Raw genomic sequence first — 16,976 nt, 5'->3', positions numbered from 1 at the left:
TCTCATAGGTCTGGATTCGATAATAAATTCCTACTTTTGTTATTATACCTTGCTTTCTTAAATGTATCAAACGATAATTCTATTCTACTCTTCTCTATTATCATTATAGTTTAATAGGAAGAAACTCTACCTTTTTTAAAAATATTTTTTATTTTTTTAAAATAATGTTTGCATTTCAGAACAAATGTTCGTATAATACAAATACAAACATTTGTTCGGGAGGTCCAATTATGGAACAATATAAAAAACCATTTCATTCATTTATTCAACCATTATTAAATAGTTTACAATTTCCAACAGAATCAACTTCATTTACACCTGTAATGCCATTAATTGATGTTGTTGAGACGATTCATAATAGTTACTATTTCAAAAAAGAAATTACTCTTTTATTTGAACAATATAATTCAAAAGGTGAATTACAACAATTTACTAAAAAAGGCATTATTAAAAGCTGTATTCAACCAAACAATCATTTTGTTTTTCTAAGCGAAGATTTAACCATGATTTTAAACTTAGAACAAGTTGTTTCTGCCATTCAAGTATAAATAGATAGAACAAGGACGACCAAATCCATTTTCAGGATTTGGTCGTCCTTGTATCCTAGTAATAAAAAGATTTCATCAAACCTATTTTTTTAAAAACATTATTCGTATTGGTCAAAGAAGATAGTAAATTGAAGAAAGTTCCCGTATTATGAAAAGTGAATTTAAATCTAAACCAGGTTTTCTTTGTAAAAAAAGATCCAATTGAGGTAAATTTTTTGATAAAGTTCTTGGCATTAACACTTTACCGAGTATTAAATCATAAACTAGAAAAACAATTTACTTGTCCACAAAATAATAAGAAAAGTACGAATTTTCCAAAAATAAGGCTCTTAAACATTGTTAAATCAACGTTTAGGAGCCTTATTGATTCTTTAAAGTGTCAAAATCCGGAAAATGTATCATTCTCCTACTTTTTGATTTTGTAAGTAATTTGCAAGCAAGAAAAACAAAAGTGTATAACCTACAATTACTGTAACTGAATGAGCCAAATTAGTTAAATTAGCATCAATATTTTTCCCTAAATTCGAAAAATAATGCTGAGGAAAGATATAATGTATCTTATCTTGAACGGAACCTATTTTTACAGAAAATAACGCACCTGAAAGAAGCATAGTTATAACAGATACCATTGTTCCAATTATAAGCGCTCCTTGATTTTTTTTAGTCAAAGTAGATAAAAACATTCCAAAGTTTGCTGAAAATAACTCAATTAAGAGAATATATAGGACTAACTTCCATGAAATATTAAGATCAAATAAAGGAAGTAAAATAAAACTACTTAATAAATTAGTAGTAAATAAAATCAAAAAATTAAACAATACCTGTTGTAAAACATAAGAAAAATTGGAAACTCCACTTAGATAGATTCGTTTATCCAGTCCATTTCTATCATCAAAATAATATCTGTATAGTATTAACGAGAGTATCATAGAGCTCATAGCCATAACAGTAATAATAATTTTATAATAATTATTATCGCTAGAAGCAATTAATGATTTTCCTTCATTTAAATACTGACTTAATTTCATACCTAAAGTTGAGTTTCTGACTGTAGTTACTTTATATTTTCCATCCTCTTTGTTGATATATGCATCGTATTCGCCTGATATTAGATTAGTATAATAGTTCATATCTCTTTCTACTTCTTTGACAGAAATGTTGTTATCATTCATCTCTAGTAGTTCAATGGCAGTTTTTGTTACACCAATCTTTACTTTTTGACTTTCCATTGTTACTACAAATGATGTTGCTGCGATGGTTATAAAAACAAGTAGAAAAGATATAATAGCATATGTTTTTTCTTTCAAAAAACGTTGTAAGTTATTTCTTAAAATAATAAATTTCATTTTTTCACTCTCCAAAATTTTCAGGTCGATACTTAAAATGAATGATAATTACAAATAGTACTGAACATAGTAACAAAATTGATAATGTATTAAAATATGAACTATAATTTTTATCGTAAATGATACTAAAAAAAGTTGACATCACTTTTGAAATTGGGGATAAGGCAGATAAATTAGCAATTTTTTCCCCAAAGATATACATTGGGAAAAATAAACCAGATAAAATTGCTAAAACATTAATAACTAAATTTAAAATTTTTGTTACAATATCTTCACTTTTTAACAATACACAGAAAGCACCTCCAAATGTGATAGAAAAAATTACTAAGGCTAAGTCAAGTAACAAACTATAGGCAATATTAGATTTACCATAGTTTACCACCCCTGTACTATTAAAGATAAGCATATAAAAAGCTAGGATAAGATATGAAATAGAAATAGCAACTATTAATTTTGACAAATAAATCTTATAACGTGGAATCGGAGAATATACAATTCTGTAATTTGCATACTTCACATTACTCCCAAATAATAATTCTGGCAATATAATTACTGTTGCCATGGACAAATAAATCAACATTGTAACACCATAATAATCATATGATGTTAAAATATCATCACTAAAAATCGATCCAAATACAAACCCTGTTATTAATATCAGAACAATTGGATAAATTAGCAGATACATCATAATTGGCTTATTTTTTAAAAGATTCATTGTATCTTGTTTCATTATTGTTAACATTACAATATCACCACTAATCTCTTAAATTTTTACCAGTTAATAGTAAGAAAACATCTTCTAAATTTCTCTTTACCATTGTAATACTGGTGATATTTAAATTAAATTTAATTAATACCTTTAGTACACTATTAATCGACATAGAGTCCTCACACATACTAAAGATTATTTCAAATTCATCTTTTTGGCTCAGTTCTTCGACATTTGTTAATTCACGAATCTCATCTAACACTGTAGGAGATAACTTTTTATCTACTCTAATTTGATAATTAGAATTGCTATAATATTCTAAAATATCATCAAGAGAACCATTCAAAAGTATCGCTCCACCATCCATGATAATGACACGGTCACAAATTTGTTGCACCTCTTCCATATAGTGAGTTGTGTAAATGATAGTAGCTCCCTCATCCCTCAACTTCTTAATTGAATCTAGAATATGATTCCTAGATTGTGGATCAATTCCTACTGTTGGTTCATCAAAAATAATCAATTTAGGGTTATGTGCTATTGCACATGCAATATTCAGACGTCTTTTCATACCACCAGAAAAAGTTGATGGTTTGTCATCTTTTCTGTCTTCAAGTCCAACTTTTTTTAATGCATTTTCAACTTTTTCATTAATTTCGCTTTTTTTGACTCCGTATAAAGAAGCAAAGAATTTAACATTCTGTGCGGCTGTGATATCTTCATAAATAGCCAATTCTTGAGGAACAATTCCGAGTTGTTTCTTTACATCCTTGATGGACAAATTTTTATCATTAAAAAATATTATTTCGCCTTCATCAGATTGTAATAAAGTAGATAAAATATTTATTGTCGTACTTTTCCCTGCACCATTTGGACCTAAGAAACCAAGAATTTCACCTTTTGTAACATGAAAATTTAAATTATCTAATGCTTTTCTTCCGTTTTTATACGTTTTTGATAGTTTTTTAACTTCTAAAAGATTTTCCATTTTTTCTTCCTTTATTCTATAATATTTCTTTAAATACGTTATTTCTGATGCAGTGTACAATTCATTTCGATATTTGAATTTAACTTGTAATCAACCATCAGTTTTTCACCAATTCCCATTGAATATTAATCATACCTTGTTTTCTTATCAACTCAGTTTGAAATTCTAAACCATCTATTTAAAGGTTATCAGAACTAATTGAAGCTTGGTAAATAAAATAATTATTAAGTTCTATTATTCTTTTTTATCCCCTTACCTATTGAAACTAATACTAAAAATAATATTTACAATTTTTTCTATATATTGCTCTTTTTCATCCTCACTTTCAAATTTTGAAAAGCTTGGATATGAATATTGAATTAAATTCATAATCATTTTTGCTTCTAGTAAAGGTGGGTTTTCTTTAAGTTCTGGATTAATAACTATAAGTATCTCTACAACAATGGAAACCATCTTTTGATTAAAATAAATCATTAATTTTTTAAACTCTTCATCTTTTCTTGAAAGTAACAGAATATCACTATTTAAAAAATGATTTTCCCAATTATTATCTATTCCATTAATTAGAAATTCTTTGAATTTAATTTCTGAACGAATATTTTTTCCAGTAACTTCTTTTCGTAAAACTTCCATTTGTTTTAAAGAATAGTTAAAAAATGTCTTAATTAATTCTTTAAAGACATCTTCCTTACTACTAAAATAATTATAAAAAACACCCACAGAAACTCCTGCAGCCTTTGTAATCTCTTTTGTTGTAATAGAACTTATGCTTCTATCCTTTAAGAGAGCATCTGTAGCCTTTATTAATTTTTGTTTATTATCATCTTTTACCATAGTCACCTCAAAATAATTTTATAATTTATAAATGAATTATAGTTCATTCACAGAACGATTTCAACTATGAAATGAATAAAAAGTCATTTTTAAAAGAAATGATTTAATAATATGAACTAAAGTTCATTAAAACTGTTTTTATATCCTCATATAATTTGAAATACTTAACAATATTTTGACATAATCTAGCATAGGATATTCTTCTATAATCTAGATCCTTTTATAACTACATAATCTGAAAAATATTTCTCCCAAACTTTTCCAATATTCATTATAGATAACTTTCCGTATTTACTTAGGTTTCAAAACAATGTTGCATTTACACATCCATTTTTTATTTAATAAACTATTAGCTTTTTCAGCCATATTTTTCTTCTCTCGCTATCTGATAGGCTTGAACATCTTTATTGTAAAGCTATTGGATTATTTTTAGGTACAACCTTCTACGATTACACGCATAGTGGGTGGTTTATTTAATACTCACCTAGGATCGTGACGGACTAAAAGTCGTATAAACAAAAAAACTTATTACCATAGCAGTAGTAACAGAAGGCTTTTGCCTTCTGTTACAGGAAAAATTGAGACCTTGGCTCAATTTTTAGCCATGAGATTCGCAAAGCGAAGCTGCTGGCGTCCTTGCTATAGTAATAAAGTCTTTTATAAATAATTTATAATATCGGAGAAAGCAGTCTGGAGAATTTTTGTTTAAATTTTTTCCACGGAGATTGCTTTTTAAAATACGCTTCATCTACTAATAAACAGTTCTCAATATCTTTCTCAAAAATATCTTGTAGCTTACATGAAATTTCCTCATCATAAATAAACGCATTAATTTCAAAATTCAATCGGAAACTTCGCATATCAAAATTAGAGGTTCCAACTGTAGAAGCAACGCCATCTACGACCATTGTTTTTGCATGCAAGAAACCTTCTTCGTATAAATAAATTTCTACACCGTCTTTTAATAAATTCCGACAATAATATTCTGTTGCACGATAAACAAATGGATGATCCGGTTTACATGGAACCATAATCCGTACTTTTACCCCTGAAAGAGCAGCTACTTGCAAAGCTTCCAGAACACTTTCATCTGGAATAAAATAAGGCGTTTGAATATCAATTGATTTTTTCGCCATATAAATCATTTTAACAAATCCCATTTTAATTTTTTGATAATCATTATCTGGACCTGTTGAAACGATTTGCATCGCTGTATCTCCTAAACATTCTAAAGTAGGAAAATATCGCTCAGAAAATGTTTTTTGATATCGTTCTGAAGCTGTCGCATTCCAATCAATAAAGAAACGAGCTTGAAGAGATAATACAGCATTCCCTCTAATTCTTAAATGTGTATCTCTCCAGTGGCCCAGTTTTCCCTTTCCTAAATATTCGTCCCCTATATTAAAGCCACCTACATAGCCAATTTTTCCATCAATGACAACAATTTTACGGTGATTACGATAGTTCATCCGCAAATTAATAATCCCAAATGTATACCCAAAAAAGGCTTCTGAACGTCCACCCGCATCGTGAAGTTTCTTCCAAAATTTTTGTTTTGTAAAGCGAGCACCTAGTGCATCATATAGTACTAAAACTTCGACTCCTTGTTGCGCTTTTTCAATTAAAATCTCCAATAATTCATGCCCTAATTCATCATCATTAAAAATATAATAGCCAATATGAATATGGTCTTTAGCATTTCTAAAATCTTCTTTTAACTGTGTAAATTTCTCCTGACCAGACGTCATAATTTCAACTTGATTTCCTTTTGTAATGACAGATTCATCACTTTCTAAAAATAGAACTGCTAATTCTTTTAAATATAAATCTTCAAAAAAGGTATTATCTTGTTCTAATTCCTCTAATTGAGTTTCGGCTACTTTTCTAATTCGAAATGTGTCTTGAGATTTCAAATCGAAAATTCGATCTTTACTAATTTTTCTTCCAAAAAAGAAATAAATAATAAACCCTAAAAATGGGAAAAAGACTAAGACTAATAACCAAGCCCATGTAGCAGAAATCTCTCTCGGTTCTCTAAAGACCGTAATAATTGCTCCAAGTGTATTGATAAATACTAACCCTGAAAATATCACTGTTAATAAATCCATTTTTTCTTTCTCCTTTCTTACTTAGAAAAAAAGTGGGAAAACAATAACTGTTTCCCCACTCGATTCATCATTTAATCATTTAATAAGTGAGATTTTTCTTTTCGAGATAAGTATCTTGTTCCTTTAGGAATGTAAATATCACGTTTTACGTAAATCAACGTTACTAATACTACTAGTGTTACGACTAATGTAGCAATAAAGTTTACTGAAAATCCTAAAAATCCACTTGCTAAAGCAACTTTTTCAGTTGCAAATAGTGTTGGTGCTCCAATAGCCGTAGCAATAGCATGGAAACTATAGCTAACAAATGTTGCAATAATGCTAGCTGTTACAACATTTAATACAGTTGAAGAAATACGAGCATTAAATGCTGTACGAACAGTATTTCTCGCAAAGAATCCAGCAAAAGCTACAAATCCATATCCCATTACAGAATCATGGAATGGAACAACAATATAGCCTGTTCCACTTGGATGTAATACTCCATGTAGAAGACCAAATAAAATACTTGCAATTGCTCCCCAAATTCCTCCATGTCTTAGTGATACTAAAATTAAAGGAATAATGGCAAAGTCAATGACTACATTTCCTCCAATTGCTGGAATGTAAGAAAGTCCACTAGCAACAACGATTGCTAACAAAACTTCTAACATAATTTTAACTGCTTTTGAACCCATGAATGTTCCCCTTTCAACAATACAAATTAATCTTTTTTATAATGTGATGCTTCCATAATAATTGGAAGAATAACTGGGCGACGTTTTGTTTGTTCAAATAAATAGCGACTTAATCCATCACGTACTTCTTGTTTTAAACGTGGCCATTCAAAATTATCACTTGCTAAATTTTCTTCCACAATATCCGTCACAATTTTTTGTGATTCTTGTAATAACTCTTCACTCGTCTTCATATAAACAAATCCTCGAGAAACAATTTGTGGACCCGATAAAATTTTTCCTAAACGTCTAGAAATCGTTACAACGACTACGAAAATTCCGTCTTCTGATAAAATCTTACGATCTTTTAGTACAATATTACCGATATCTCCAACACCAATTCCATCTACTAAAACATTTCCCGCTGGAACTTGTCCAGTAGCTGTCATTCTTCCTTTAGAAAGTTCAATAACATCCCCTTTACCAGGAATGAAAATATTAGAATATGGAATTCCTAATTCGTGTGCTAACTCAGCATGAGCTAATAAACTACGATATTCTCCTTGAACTGGAATGAAGAATGTTGGTTGTAATAAATTCATCATTAGTTTTAAATCATTTGGAGTCGCATGTCCACTTGCTTTCGCATTATCAGCCATTTCAACGACTTCAGCTTCCGCACGGTAAATCATATCTTTCGTACGAGCAATAGCTGTTTCCATTGCAGTTGAAGGAGTTGTCGCAATATAGACTAAATCTCCTTGATGTAAATTCACTTGACGGTGACGACCTTGTGCCATTTTTTGTAAAGCTTTAATTGGTTCGCCTACATTTCCTGTTTCTAACACCACAATTTTATCATCTGCTAAACGTTTTAATTCACGTGCAGTTACGAATAAATCTTCTGAAGGAACTGTTAATTTATTTAATTTCAATGCAATATTCACGATTTCTTCTAATTCTGCACCTGTTAAGAAAATCTTACGTCCTGATTCATGAGCTGCATTAAACACTTGTTGAATTCGTAAAATATTACTTGCCACACAGGCTACAATAATACGTCCTGTTGCATTTCTAAATGTATCTAAAATACTAGCTTCAATTTTACGATCACTAACATTTTCTTCATAACTTTCAGCATCACTAGAATCACTTAATAAGGCTAAGACATATTCTTCTCCAATATCCGTAATACGACCAAAATTACTTTGATAGCCAACGGCAGCACTTTGGTCAAACTTAAAGTCTCCAGTATAAACAATACTTCCGTCTGCTGTTTTTAAAACAATCGCTACTGAATCTGGAATAGTATGAGTTGTTTTGAAAAATTTCACCGTTACAGATTCAAAATCAATTTCTGTATTTTCAGTGACGATATGATAATCATCAAATCCTTTTACTTGTTTAGAAGACTCTACATAATATTTTGCTAAAGCAATCGTTAATTCTGTCCCAAAAACTGGTGCTTGAATATTTTTTAGAAAATAAGGAAGAGCTCCTACTGCATCCGCATGACCATGGGTTAAAAATACTCCTGCAATCCGATCTTTATTGTCTTCTAAGTAAGTAAAATCTGGAATCACGACATCGATTCCTAATAATTCGTCTTCTGGATAAACCAATCCACAATCTAAGACGAAAATATCTTCATCTACTTCAACGGCATATAAACTCTTACCGTTTTCTCGAACGCCTCCTAGCGCCATTATTTTAATTGAACTCATAGTTCACCTCATCTTATTTATTTGTTGTATTTTGTCTTACCAACTTGTTTACATTCTTATTCTAGAATACCATATTTACGATTTTTTGACTAACATTTCATATTTTTTCTTGGAAATAAAAAAGGAATTAAGCTTATTAACTCTACTTAATTCCTTTTCTCAAATTTTTCATTACTCAAATTTTTAAAATATCAAAACTATATAAATCAATAAATTTTTTTAGTTGAATTTTAAATTATTTTAAACAATAAATCTACTAAGACTGTTCCTAGTTAATATTATGTTAGCTGAGAAAAATCATTTACACGAATGACTTCATCGACTTTTTCCCAAATAACTGGATTATGGGTTGCAATAATAATCGTTCTATTCTGATTTTTTAGAGACTCTAATATCGAAAGTAGCTCCTTAGAATTTTCAGGATCAAGTGATGCCGTTGGTTCATCAGCTAAAATTATAGGTGGATTTTTTAATATAATTTTTGCTAATGCTACACGTTGAGCTTCCCCACCTGATAATTCAAAAATAGGTTGCTTTAAATCAATATAAGATAAATTAACAGAAGTCAAAGCTTGATTCATTAAAGATATTTTATCTTTTTCTTTAAGTTTTTTACCTACTAATCCAAGATTCAAGTTTTCTCTTACTGTTCGACTTTCAATCAAACCAAAATCTTGAAATAAATAACCTAAGTAATCTCTAAAGAAAACAGATGGCTTTATTTTTTTTAGATTAATACCATCGTAAATAATTTCTCCTTTATCATAAGCTTCTAATCTCCCAATCATATTTAACAGAGTAGTCTTACCACATCCACTAGTGCCAATCAGGGCATAAATTTTTCCTTTTTCAAACTGAATATTCATACCAGAAAATAATTGGCGATTTCCAAATTGTTTAGATACATTTTTAAGTTCAAGCATATTATTTTCCTTTCATAATTGTTATAGAAATATTAGATTCCTTTTGTGATTGACGATAAAGAGCGAAAATTGCACAAATTAGGAAGACGAATAATGTTAGAATTCCTATTACCAAATCTCGACTAACGATAACATAAAGAAGAGCTCCAATTAGAAAACTTGAAAATTGACTAATTAAATATTGAGAATGCGTTTCAAAAAAACGTAAACCCGAAATCCGTTTAATCAAAATATCTCTACGAAATTGTTCAAAATAAAGCAGATTAACAGAATAAAAAAGTAATAATGAACTTGCAACTCCAACAATAGCTCCCAAAATAAGCGTTAGAGTTTCATTTTGAACTTCGTTGTAACGAGATAAATAAACACTTCTACCTTCTTTTAAATAAGAAACTTGGTCATAAATCCCCAATTTTTTCAAAAGACTAATTTCTTTTTCATAATTCTTAAAGAAAATTTGTTTTCCAGCCTTAATAGACCAACTAGTCTTAGAAATAAAACTATCGCCTGTAGAAGTGGGGGTAAATACGACTAAAATTGGATCATTTAGATATTGAAGCGACACAGGACTTTCACCATTATTATAAACAAATCTTTTTCCTCCTATTGGAAGATAATAAATAAAAGCTTTCATTTCATATTCTAATTCTGAATCCTCATCCTCACCTGATTTTCCATAATAATTCATATTTTCTTCAAATAGCTTTCTAATATTTTCTTCCTGATTACGCAGTGTTTCTGGTAACAAGAGTCCAAACTCTCCTTTTTGAAGATGAGCTAATTTCGATTTGGCTTCATCATCTATGTCAATATTTTCTTTTTCCAAATAACTTGGACTTACAAATAGAGTATTAGCGTCAGGACTATACGTATCAAGCGTTTCACCTTTTTCATTTTTCCCACTTGGATTTGCAAAATGTACAAGATTATCTTTTATATAGATAGCCTTTTCTTTTTCAATCGCTTCCTTAGCAAAGTCATACCATTTATTCTGATTTTCTGTTTCTTTTCTTCTATCTCCTAAACCAAAGGATATTTGATAGTAACCTTCCCTTTCTTGCCACGCTTGTTTTGAAATTTCAAGTTCTTTTAAACGATTATATGAGGTTAAACCAGATTTAATAGCATAGCCAACTGTAAAAACAGCTACTAACTGACATAATAATGTTAAAATCATCAAACGTTTAAGTGGCAATCTTCCCTTTATGATAGGTACTAATACATTATAATTTAAGCTCATTAAGTAAAGCGACATTAATAGTAATGATATTACAATTAAAAATAGAAGATAGATACTAATTCCAAAACTATATATTTCAAATAAAATTGAATAAAAGTTTCCTTGAATTTGAAGTACTAGACCTCCACATAAAATAGAAATAAAAGCTGATATAAAAATCCATTTCACATCACTAAATAAAGAATGCCACATTATTGTAAGTAAGGTTTGACCAGATAATAATTTTATTCCTGCTTCTCTCATATCCTTAACTTTACTAATAATAAGCATTGAAAAGAAAGCCAACCCAAATATTGCTAAACTAATCAAAATAAGTGGATTTAGTAAAATTTGAAATGCTAAAAAATATGGTGGTATTTTCCTATCAGCAATTGCCTTATAACCAAACTCTCCTAATTTTTCGGCTAGTTTCTCTTTAGTCAGAGAACCTGACAAAATAAGATAACTATTCAAAGGATCACTTTGTTCTCTACTTTCTTGATTTGCTTTATTGAATCCTCTTGGTAAGTCTCCTTTACCATAAGTCGCATAAGTAAAATTAGTATTCCCATCTTTACTAGGTTCAACTATTCTTCTAGCTATCAAACTACTCTCTTCATTTACAAACTCTTCTAACTTCTGCTCAAAAACCTCACGTGTTAGTTCTTTAGCATCCTTTTTCAAACGAGTTAAGGTTACAGAATCATAGCTAGCGTATAAATACTGCGGAGCACGTAATTGTATAATCCAAATAAAGAAGAAGCTGAGAAGAAATGTTGATAAAAAAATAAATATTTTTTTCATAATAGCCTCCTGAAAAAATATGGTTAGTCTTTTAAATTCATATATTTTTTGTAGAACCAAATCATCGTCGATAAAAAATAATAATGATAACTCCTTCTACTATTTCAGTTTTTCCTAATTTTGTACATAAATTATGTAATGTATAAATAGAATCTAATCAAATCAATAAAGATTTTTGTAACATTTCTTATCATATTTATCCATTTAATAAAGAAATAACTTTCAATTAAGAAAAATATTATTAGATAATAAAAAATTCACCGCCTTTTGTACCATTGTGTTAATGCATTAATACACTTTTCTTTTAACTGTATTATACGCTTGATACATTTAATCCGTCAATCTTTTTTTAAAAACATTTTCTAAAAAAATAAAAAAATGAGACTAGGTTTTCCCTAGCCTCATTTCATGAATGATTAAGCTTCTTTTTCGATTAATGCTTTACGAGATAAGTTGATACGACCTTGTCCATCAATTTCAGTAACTTTTACTTTTACTTTATCTCCAATCGCTAATACATCTTCTACTTTCGCCACACGTTCATGCGCTAATTCAGAGATGTGAACTAATCCATCTTTTCCTTTTGCAATTTCAACAAAAGCTCCGAATTTTTCAATACGGCGAACAGTTCCTTCATAAACTTGTCCAACTTCGATTTCACGTGTTAAATCTTCAATAATTTCTTTTGCACGTTGAATCATTGCAGCATCAGTTGAAGCGATGGATACATGACCTTCTTGATCGATATCAATTTTAACGCCAGTTTCATCAATAATGCTATTGATTGTTTCTCCACCACGACCGATAACAACTTTAATTTTATCTGGGTGAATAGAAATCATTTCAATCTTAGGTGCATATGGGCTTAACTCTTTACGAGGTTCAGCAATTGTAGAAGTTAATTCTTCTAAAATTTCAAAACGAGCTTTTTTCGCTTGCGTTAATGCTTCACGTAAAATTTGTTCCGTAATTCCTTGGATTTTAATATCCATTTGTAAAGCTGTAATACCAGTTGTTGTACCAGCAACTTTAAAGTCCATATCTCCTAAGTGGTCTTCTAACCCTTGGATATCTGTTAATACTGTATAGTTTGTACCATCAGAAATTAATCCCATCGCAATACCCGCTACAGGTGCTTTAATTGGTACACCTGCTGCCATTAAGGCTAGTGTTCCCGCACAAATACTTGCTTGAGAAGATGAACCATTTGATTCTAATACTTCTGATACAAGACGAATTGTATAAGGGAAATCTTCTGGAGTTGGGATGACTTGTTTCAATGCACGTTCCCCTAAAGCACCGTGACCAATTTCACGACGACCTGGGCTTCCAGCACGACCTACTGAACCTACAGAGAATTGTGGAAAATTGTAGTGGTGGATGAATCGTTTACCTTCTTCAATTCCTAAACCATCAATGACTTGATATTCTCCTAAAGGTGCTAATGTAGCTGAAGTTAATGCTTGAGTTTGTCCACGAGTAAATAAACCTGAACCGTGAACACGTGGTAATAAGTCAATTTCTGAAGACAATGGACGAATTTCATCAATTTTACGACCATCAGGACGTACTTTTTCTTCAGTAATTAAACGACGTACTTCGTCTTTTTCAAGATTATCCACTAATTGAGAAACTTGTTTTAATAAGCCTGCTTTTTCATCATTGTCTTCTAAAACAGCTTCAAAATGTTCTAAGGCAGTTTCTTTAACTTTTTCAATATTTTCTTCACGAGCTAATTTTTCTTCTGTTTGGATTGCATTAATCATTGCTTGACTGAATAAGTCTTTCACTTGTTTTTCGATTTCTGGATCAAATGATAGCAATGTTACTTCCATTTTTTCTTTTCCAATTTCTTGAACGATTTGTTGTTGGAAAGCTACTAATTTTTTAATTTCTTCGTGACCGAATAATAATGCTCCTAACATATCTTCTTCGCTCACTTCTTTAGCAGAGCTTTCTACCATGTTAATCGCAGTTGCAGTACCTGCTACAGATAATTCGATATCTGATAATTCAGCTTGTTCAGTTGTAGGGTTAATCACGTATTCTCCGTTTACACGACCAACATCTACCCCAGCAATTGGACCATCAAATGGAATATCTGAAATACATAATGCTAAACTTGAACCAAACATTGCTGCCATTTCTGGTGGACAGTTTGGATCTACAGACATTACAGTATTTGTAATTTGAACTTCATTACGGAAACCTTCTGCAAACATTGGACGAATTGGACGGTCAATTAAACGAGCTGTTAATGTCGCATGTTCACTTGGACGTCCTTCACGTTTAATAAATCCTCCAGGAATTTTACCTGCTGCATACATTTTTTCTTCATAGTTCACTGTTAATGGGAAGAAATCTGTATCCTTTGCTTGTTTTGTACCAACGGCTGCTGTTAATACCACTGTATCTCCATAACGAACTAAGACAGCACCATTTGCTTGTTTTGCTAATTGGCCGATTTCAACTTGTAACAGTCTTCCGCCCCATTCATAGCTATATACTTTTTTTTCTGACATATCGATTCTCCTTTTCTTCTTTTTAAGAGTATCTTTTAAACCTACTTTTAGAAATATAAACAGACGAAAAACTCACCTTCTTATATTTCTAAAGTAAGCACGCTAAAAAGAATACTCCTTGATTGTCATACGCAATAATTCTACCATAAACGATACTGAATAACTATTTTTTTGAGTAAACTTTAGCATTTTTTGAAAAAAATCCTAAAAACAATTGCATTTTAACTTCAAAGTGCTATACTAAAAACGTAATCAATGCCTCCTTAGCTCAGTTGGTAGAGCAGTAGACTCTTAATCTATGGGTCACAGGTTCGAGCCCTGTAGGGGGCATCTAAATCAACAGGAAGAAGCCTTGATTTACAGGGCTTTTTTGCTTGTTTATAACTGATTTACCCCACTTTTAAATCTAGATTTTCTTTTTTAATCAAATTACATCTTAACAAATAGTGTAAACCCATTTACTTTTGCTTTGATGCCATACAATATTTTCATGTAGAGAAGACAAATTTTATCTTCTCTTTTTATTTTCAAAATGATAAAAACTGATTTTCTTTTCATGAATTAGACTGAAACTTCCAAATTTTCCATTTAGTGTTAGGGTATCATACATTTGTGACAAAAAAGAATAAAAAAAAGAGAACCAATGTTATACTGAAGTTGCTCAAAAATCAGGAAAGAGGTTCTCTTATGAAATCTATTATAACAGAAGAAATCAAATTAAGACAGCGTGCGGTAGAATATGCGATAAAAAATGATAATAATGCTAAGGCAGCAAGAAAATACCATACAACTAGACAACAAATTGCTCGATGGAGAAGTCGATATGATGGTACTGCACAATCATTGCTCCCAAAAAATCGAAGACCGTTACATCATCCTAATGAACATAAAAGCCACGAACTAGAACTTATACGTAAAATGTACAAACGTTATAGCAGAGACGGATTAGCAGAGATTTATGTACAATGTCAAAGAAGAGGATATAAACGTTCATATGGAGCGATGAAAAAAATGATAAAGAAACTTCAATTAACTGAGAAAAAGGAAAAAAGAACTTATCCTAAAAGTAAATGGACTCCAATACCAACTACTTATCCAGGAGAAAAAGTACAAATCGACATTAAATATGTTCCACAGTACTGTATAGGATGGGACAGTAAGGGGATTAAATATTATCAAATAACCGCTATTGATGAATTTAGTAGAAAACGAGTATGTAAAATTGTAGATGAGAAAAGCGTTATACATACAGCAGAATTTTTAGGGGATGTAGAAGAAGAGTTTGGATTTAGTATTAAAGCCATTCAAACAGATAATGGACGTGAATTTACCAATGATCCAGAAGTAACCAGTAAAAAAACAATTTTCGAACAAAAATTAGAAGAAAAAGGCATTAAACATATAAAAACTAGACCCTACTCTCCATGGCAAAATGGAAAAGTAGAACGTAGTCATAGAGAAGATGGAAGAAAATTTTATAATAGAGTCTTTAAGAGTTTAGATAGTTTAGTGAAAGCTCATAAAAGATATATTAGTAGAGGAAATAATGTAGCTAGGTGTGTATTAAATTTTAAATCACCAAATCAAATAGTACAGCAGCACTTGTTACAATCGGCTTAATGTATTGTAGTTCAACGCCTTTTTCCTTTGTCAAGGGACGCTTCGCTCTAAAGCCCTTGACAAATTCAGGCGTTAAACTGTTTTGTGTACAAGCCAATTGTCCCACAAGTTGTATTGACACTGGTTCGTGTCACAAATGTTTGTGTTTCTTAGACTGAAACTTCCAAATTTTCCATTTAGTTTATTGACATTTCCTATAACAAAGGTGTAGAATAGTTCTAGTATCAAACTATACTATATAACAGGAGGGTATTGAAATGAAATTTTCTAATCGTTTATTGCTATTCCTTACAGGAGTTATTTTTGTCCTTTTAGCATTCTTTCTATTTACAGACCCAGTAGCTAATCTTGTTGCTTACAGCTGGTGGATTGCATTTGGTTTACTGGTTGCTTCTATAGCAGCTATTTTAGGCTATTTCTCTGTACCAAAAGAGCTTCGCTCACCAGCTTATCTTTTCCAAGGGATTGTTAATTTTCTCTTAGCTCTTTACCTCGTTGCCTATGGCTTTGTGAAACTGCCGGTTGTCATTCCAACTATTTTAGGAATTTGGTTAATTGTAGAAGCCATTATAGCTTTCTTTAAAGGCAATCGTCTGGGATTGATTTTCCCTATTATTGGCAAGCATATCATGTGGGTAGCGTTGCTTGCATTTTTACTAGGTCTAGTGATTTTGTTCAATCCAGTAGCTACAAGTATCTTTGTCGTTTATGTCGTTGCCTTTTCATTTTTAATTGAAGGTTTTACCTATATCCTTGATGCCTTTCGTAAATAATCTAGCTGCCATTTTGGGCATATTAAAATAGCTGGGAAGTTACATTCTCAGCTTTTTCTGTTGCCTCCTTAGCTCAGTTGGTAGAGCAGTAGACTCTTAAGCTATGGGGCGCAGGTTCGAGCCCTGCAGGGGGCACATCTAAATCAACAGAAATAAGCCTTGAAACCAAGGCTTTTTTTAACGTCTAATAGCTTTTTGT

General features: G+C 30.8%; 13 protein-coding genes, 2 tRNA genes and 1 pseudogene. 5 read left to right on the top strand and 11 right to left on the bottom strand.

Annotated features, from left to right (window positions below):
* Positions 1–230: 230 nt before the first annotated feature.
* On the top strand, positions 231–548 hold the full coding sequence (locus HMPREF0446_RS01725) for a hypothetical protein (RefSeq protein ID WP_006703579.1): 318 nt from the start codon (positions 231–233) through the stop codon (positions 546–548).
* A gap of 398 nt (positions 549–946) precedes the next feature.
* Here the strand turns inward: HMPREF0446_RS01725 and HMPREF0446_RS01720 are convergent, their stop codons facing one another.
* The 11 genes and pseudogenes from HMPREF0446_RS01720 to pnp form a co-directional block, all read right to left on the bottom strand.
* Positions 947–1,894 carry an ABC transporter permease gene (locus HMPREF0446_RS01720; RefSeq protein WP_020991271.1) on the bottom strand — a complete coding sequence of 316 codons (948 nt, stop codon included), beginning with the start codon at positions 1,892–1,894 and terminating at the stop codon, positions 947–949.
* A gap of 4 nt (positions 1,895–1,898) precedes the next feature.
* Positions 1,899–2,639: an ABC transporter permease gene (locus tag HMPREF0446_RS01715; RefSeq protein ID WP_006703577.1), complete on the bottom strand. Its 741-nt coding sequence runs from the start codon at positions 2,637–2,639 to the stop codon at positions 1,899–1,901.
* A 13-nt stretch (positions 2,640–2,652) separates the two neighbouring features.
* Positions 2,653–3,594, bottom strand: coding sequence for an ABC transporter ATP-binding protein (locus HMPREF0446_RS01710; RefSeq protein ID WP_006703576.1), 942 nt, complete (start codon positions 3,592–3,594; stop codon positions 2,653–2,655).
* 252 nt (positions 3,595–3,846) lie between these two features.
* Positions 3,847–4,428, bottom strand: coding sequence for a TetR/AcrR family transcriptional regulator (locus tag HMPREF0446_RS01705; RefSeq protein WP_006703575.1), 582 nt, complete (start codon positions 4,426–4,428; stop codon positions 3,847–3,849).
* A 213-nt stretch (positions 4,429–4,641) separates the two neighbouring features.
* Positions 4,642–4,794 (bottom strand): annotated as a pseudogene (locus tag HMPREF0446_RS08925) (IS200/IS605 family transposase); the annotation flags it as partial.
* A gap of 302 nt (positions 4,795–5,096) precedes the next feature.
* Complete coding sequence (gene cls, locus HMPREF0446_RS01700; protein ID WP_006703574.1) at positions 5,097–6,536, bottom strand: cardiolipin synthase; 1,440 nt, start codon at positions 6,534–6,536, stop codon at positions 5,097–5,099.
* 71 nt (positions 6,537–6,607) lie between these two features.
* A complete protein-coding gene (locus HMPREF0446_RS01695; RefSeq protein ID WP_006703573.1) occupies positions 6,608–7,213 on the bottom strand; it encodes an energy-coupled thiamine transporter ThiT in 606 nt (201 codons plus the stop codon).
* 26 nt (positions 7,214–7,239) lie between these two features.
* On the bottom strand, positions 7,240–8,916 hold the full coding sequence (locus tag HMPREF0446_RS01690; RefSeq protein WP_006703572.1) for a ribonuclease J: 1,677 nt from the start codon (positions 8,914–8,916) through the stop codon (positions 7,240–7,242).
* Positions 8,917–9,194: 278 nt separating this feature from the next.
* On the bottom strand, positions 9,195–9,839 hold the full coding sequence (locus HMPREF0446_RS01685) for an ABC transporter ATP-binding protein (protein ID WP_006703571.1): 645 nt from the start codon (positions 9,837–9,839) through the stop codon (positions 9,195–9,197).
* Between the two features lies 1 nt (position 9,840).
* Positions 9,841–11,862, bottom strand: coding sequence for a DUF1430 domain-containing protein (locus tag HMPREF0446_RS01680; protein WP_006703570.1), 2,022 nt, complete (start codon positions 11,860–11,862; stop codon positions 9,841–9,843).
* 416 nt (positions 11,863–12,278) lie between these two features.
* On the bottom strand, positions 12,279–14,384 hold the full coding sequence (pnp, locus tag HMPREF0446_RS01675) for a polyribonucleotide nucleotidyltransferase (RefSeq protein ID WP_006703569.1): 2,106 nt from the start codon (positions 14,382–14,384) through the stop codon (positions 12,279–12,281).
* A 257-nt stretch (positions 14,385–14,641) separates the two neighbouring features.
* On the opposite strand from pnp, the gene HMPREF0446_RS01670 reads away from it, so the two are divergent.
* The 4 genes from HMPREF0446_RS01670 (at position 14,642) to HMPREF0446_RS01655 (ending at position 16,912) form a co-directional block, all read left to right on the top strand.
* A tRNA-Lys gene (locus tag HMPREF0446_RS01670) sits at positions 14,642–14,714 on the top strand.
* Positions 14,715–15,071: 357 nt separating this feature from the next.
* Complete coding sequence (locus tag HMPREF0446_RS01665; RefSeq protein ID WP_006703976.1) at positions 15,072–16,004, top strand: IS481 family transposase; 933 nt, start codon at positions 15,072–15,074, stop codon at positions 16,002–16,004.
* A 257-nt stretch (positions 16,005–16,261) separates the two neighbouring features.
* On the top strand, positions 16,262–16,777 hold the full coding sequence (locus tag HMPREF0446_RS01660; RefSeq protein ID WP_006703568.1) for an HdeD family acid-resistance protein: 516 nt from the start codon (positions 16,262–16,264) through the stop codon (positions 16,775–16,777).
* A 62-nt stretch (positions 16,778–16,839) separates the two neighbouring features.
* Positions 16,840–16,912 (top strand) — tRNA-Lys (locus tag HMPREF0446_RS01655).
* Positions 16,913–16,976 lie beyond the last annotated feature (64 nt).

Origin of the sequence: Granulicatella elegans ATCC 700633 (genome assembly GCF_000162475.2) — a bacterium.
GTDB classification, from domain to species: Bacteria; Bacillota; Bacilli; order Lactobacillales; family Aerococcaceae; genus Granulicatella; species Granulicatella elegans.
This window is presented reverse-complemented; position numbering and strand designations above follow the sequence as displayed.

What these genes read in the sequence shown, in the direction of transcription:
- HMPREF0446_RS01725 (WP_006703579.1), top strand. Translation starts at nt 231, where the DNA reads ATGGAACAATATAAAAAACCATTTCATTCATTTATTCAACCATTATTA.
- HMPREF0446_RS01720 (WP_020991271.1), bottom strand. Translation starts at nt 1,894, where the DNA reads ATGAAATTTATTATTTTAAGAAATAACTTACAACGTTTTTTGAAAGAA.
- HMPREF0446_RS01715 (WP_006703577.1), bottom strand. Translation starts at nt 2,639, where the DNA reads ATGTTAACAATAATGAAACAAGATACAATGAATCTTTTAAAAAATAAG.
- HMPREF0446_RS01710 (WP_006703576.1), bottom strand. Translation starts at nt 3,594, where the DNA reads ATGGAAAATCTTTTAGAAGTTAAAAAACTATCAAAAACGTATAAAAAC.
- HMPREF0446_RS01705 (WP_006703575.1), bottom strand. Translation starts at nt 4,428, where the DNA reads ATGGTAAAAGATGATAATAAACAAAAATTAATAAAGGCTACAGATGCT.
- cls (WP_006703574.1), bottom strand. Translation starts at nt 6,536, where the DNA reads ATGGATTTATTAACAGTGATATTTTCAGGGTTAGTATTTATCAATACA.
- HMPREF0446_RS01695 (WP_006703573.1), bottom strand. Translation starts at nt 7,213, where the DNA reads ATGGGTTCAAAAGCAGTTAAAATTATGTTAGAAGTTTTGTTAGCAATC.
- HMPREF0446_RS01690 (WP_006703572.1), bottom strand. Translation starts at nt 8,916, where the DNA reads ATGAGTTCAATTAAAATAATGGCGCTAGGAGGCGTTCGAGAAAACGGT.
- HMPREF0446_RS01685 (WP_006703571.1), bottom strand. Translation starts at nt 9,839, where the DNA reads ATGCTTGAACTTAAAAATGTATCTAAACAATTTGGAAATCGCCAATTA.
- HMPREF0446_RS01680 (WP_006703570.1), bottom strand. Translation starts at nt 11,862, where the DNA reads ATGAAAAAAATATTTATTTTTTTATCAACATTTCTTCTCAGCTTCTTC.
- pnp (WP_006703569.1), bottom strand. Translation starts at nt 14,384, where the DNA reads ATGTCAGAAAAAAAAGTATATAGCTATGAATGGGGCGGAAGACTGTTA.
- HMPREF0446_RS01665 (WP_006703976.1), top strand. Translation starts at nt 15,072, where the DNA reads ATGAAATCTATTATAACAGAAGAAATCAAATTAAGACAGCGTGCGGTA.
- HMPREF0446_RS01660 (WP_006703568.1), top strand. Translation starts at nt 16,262, where the DNA reads ATGAAATTTTCTAATCGTTTATTGCTATTCCTTACAGGAGTTATTTTT.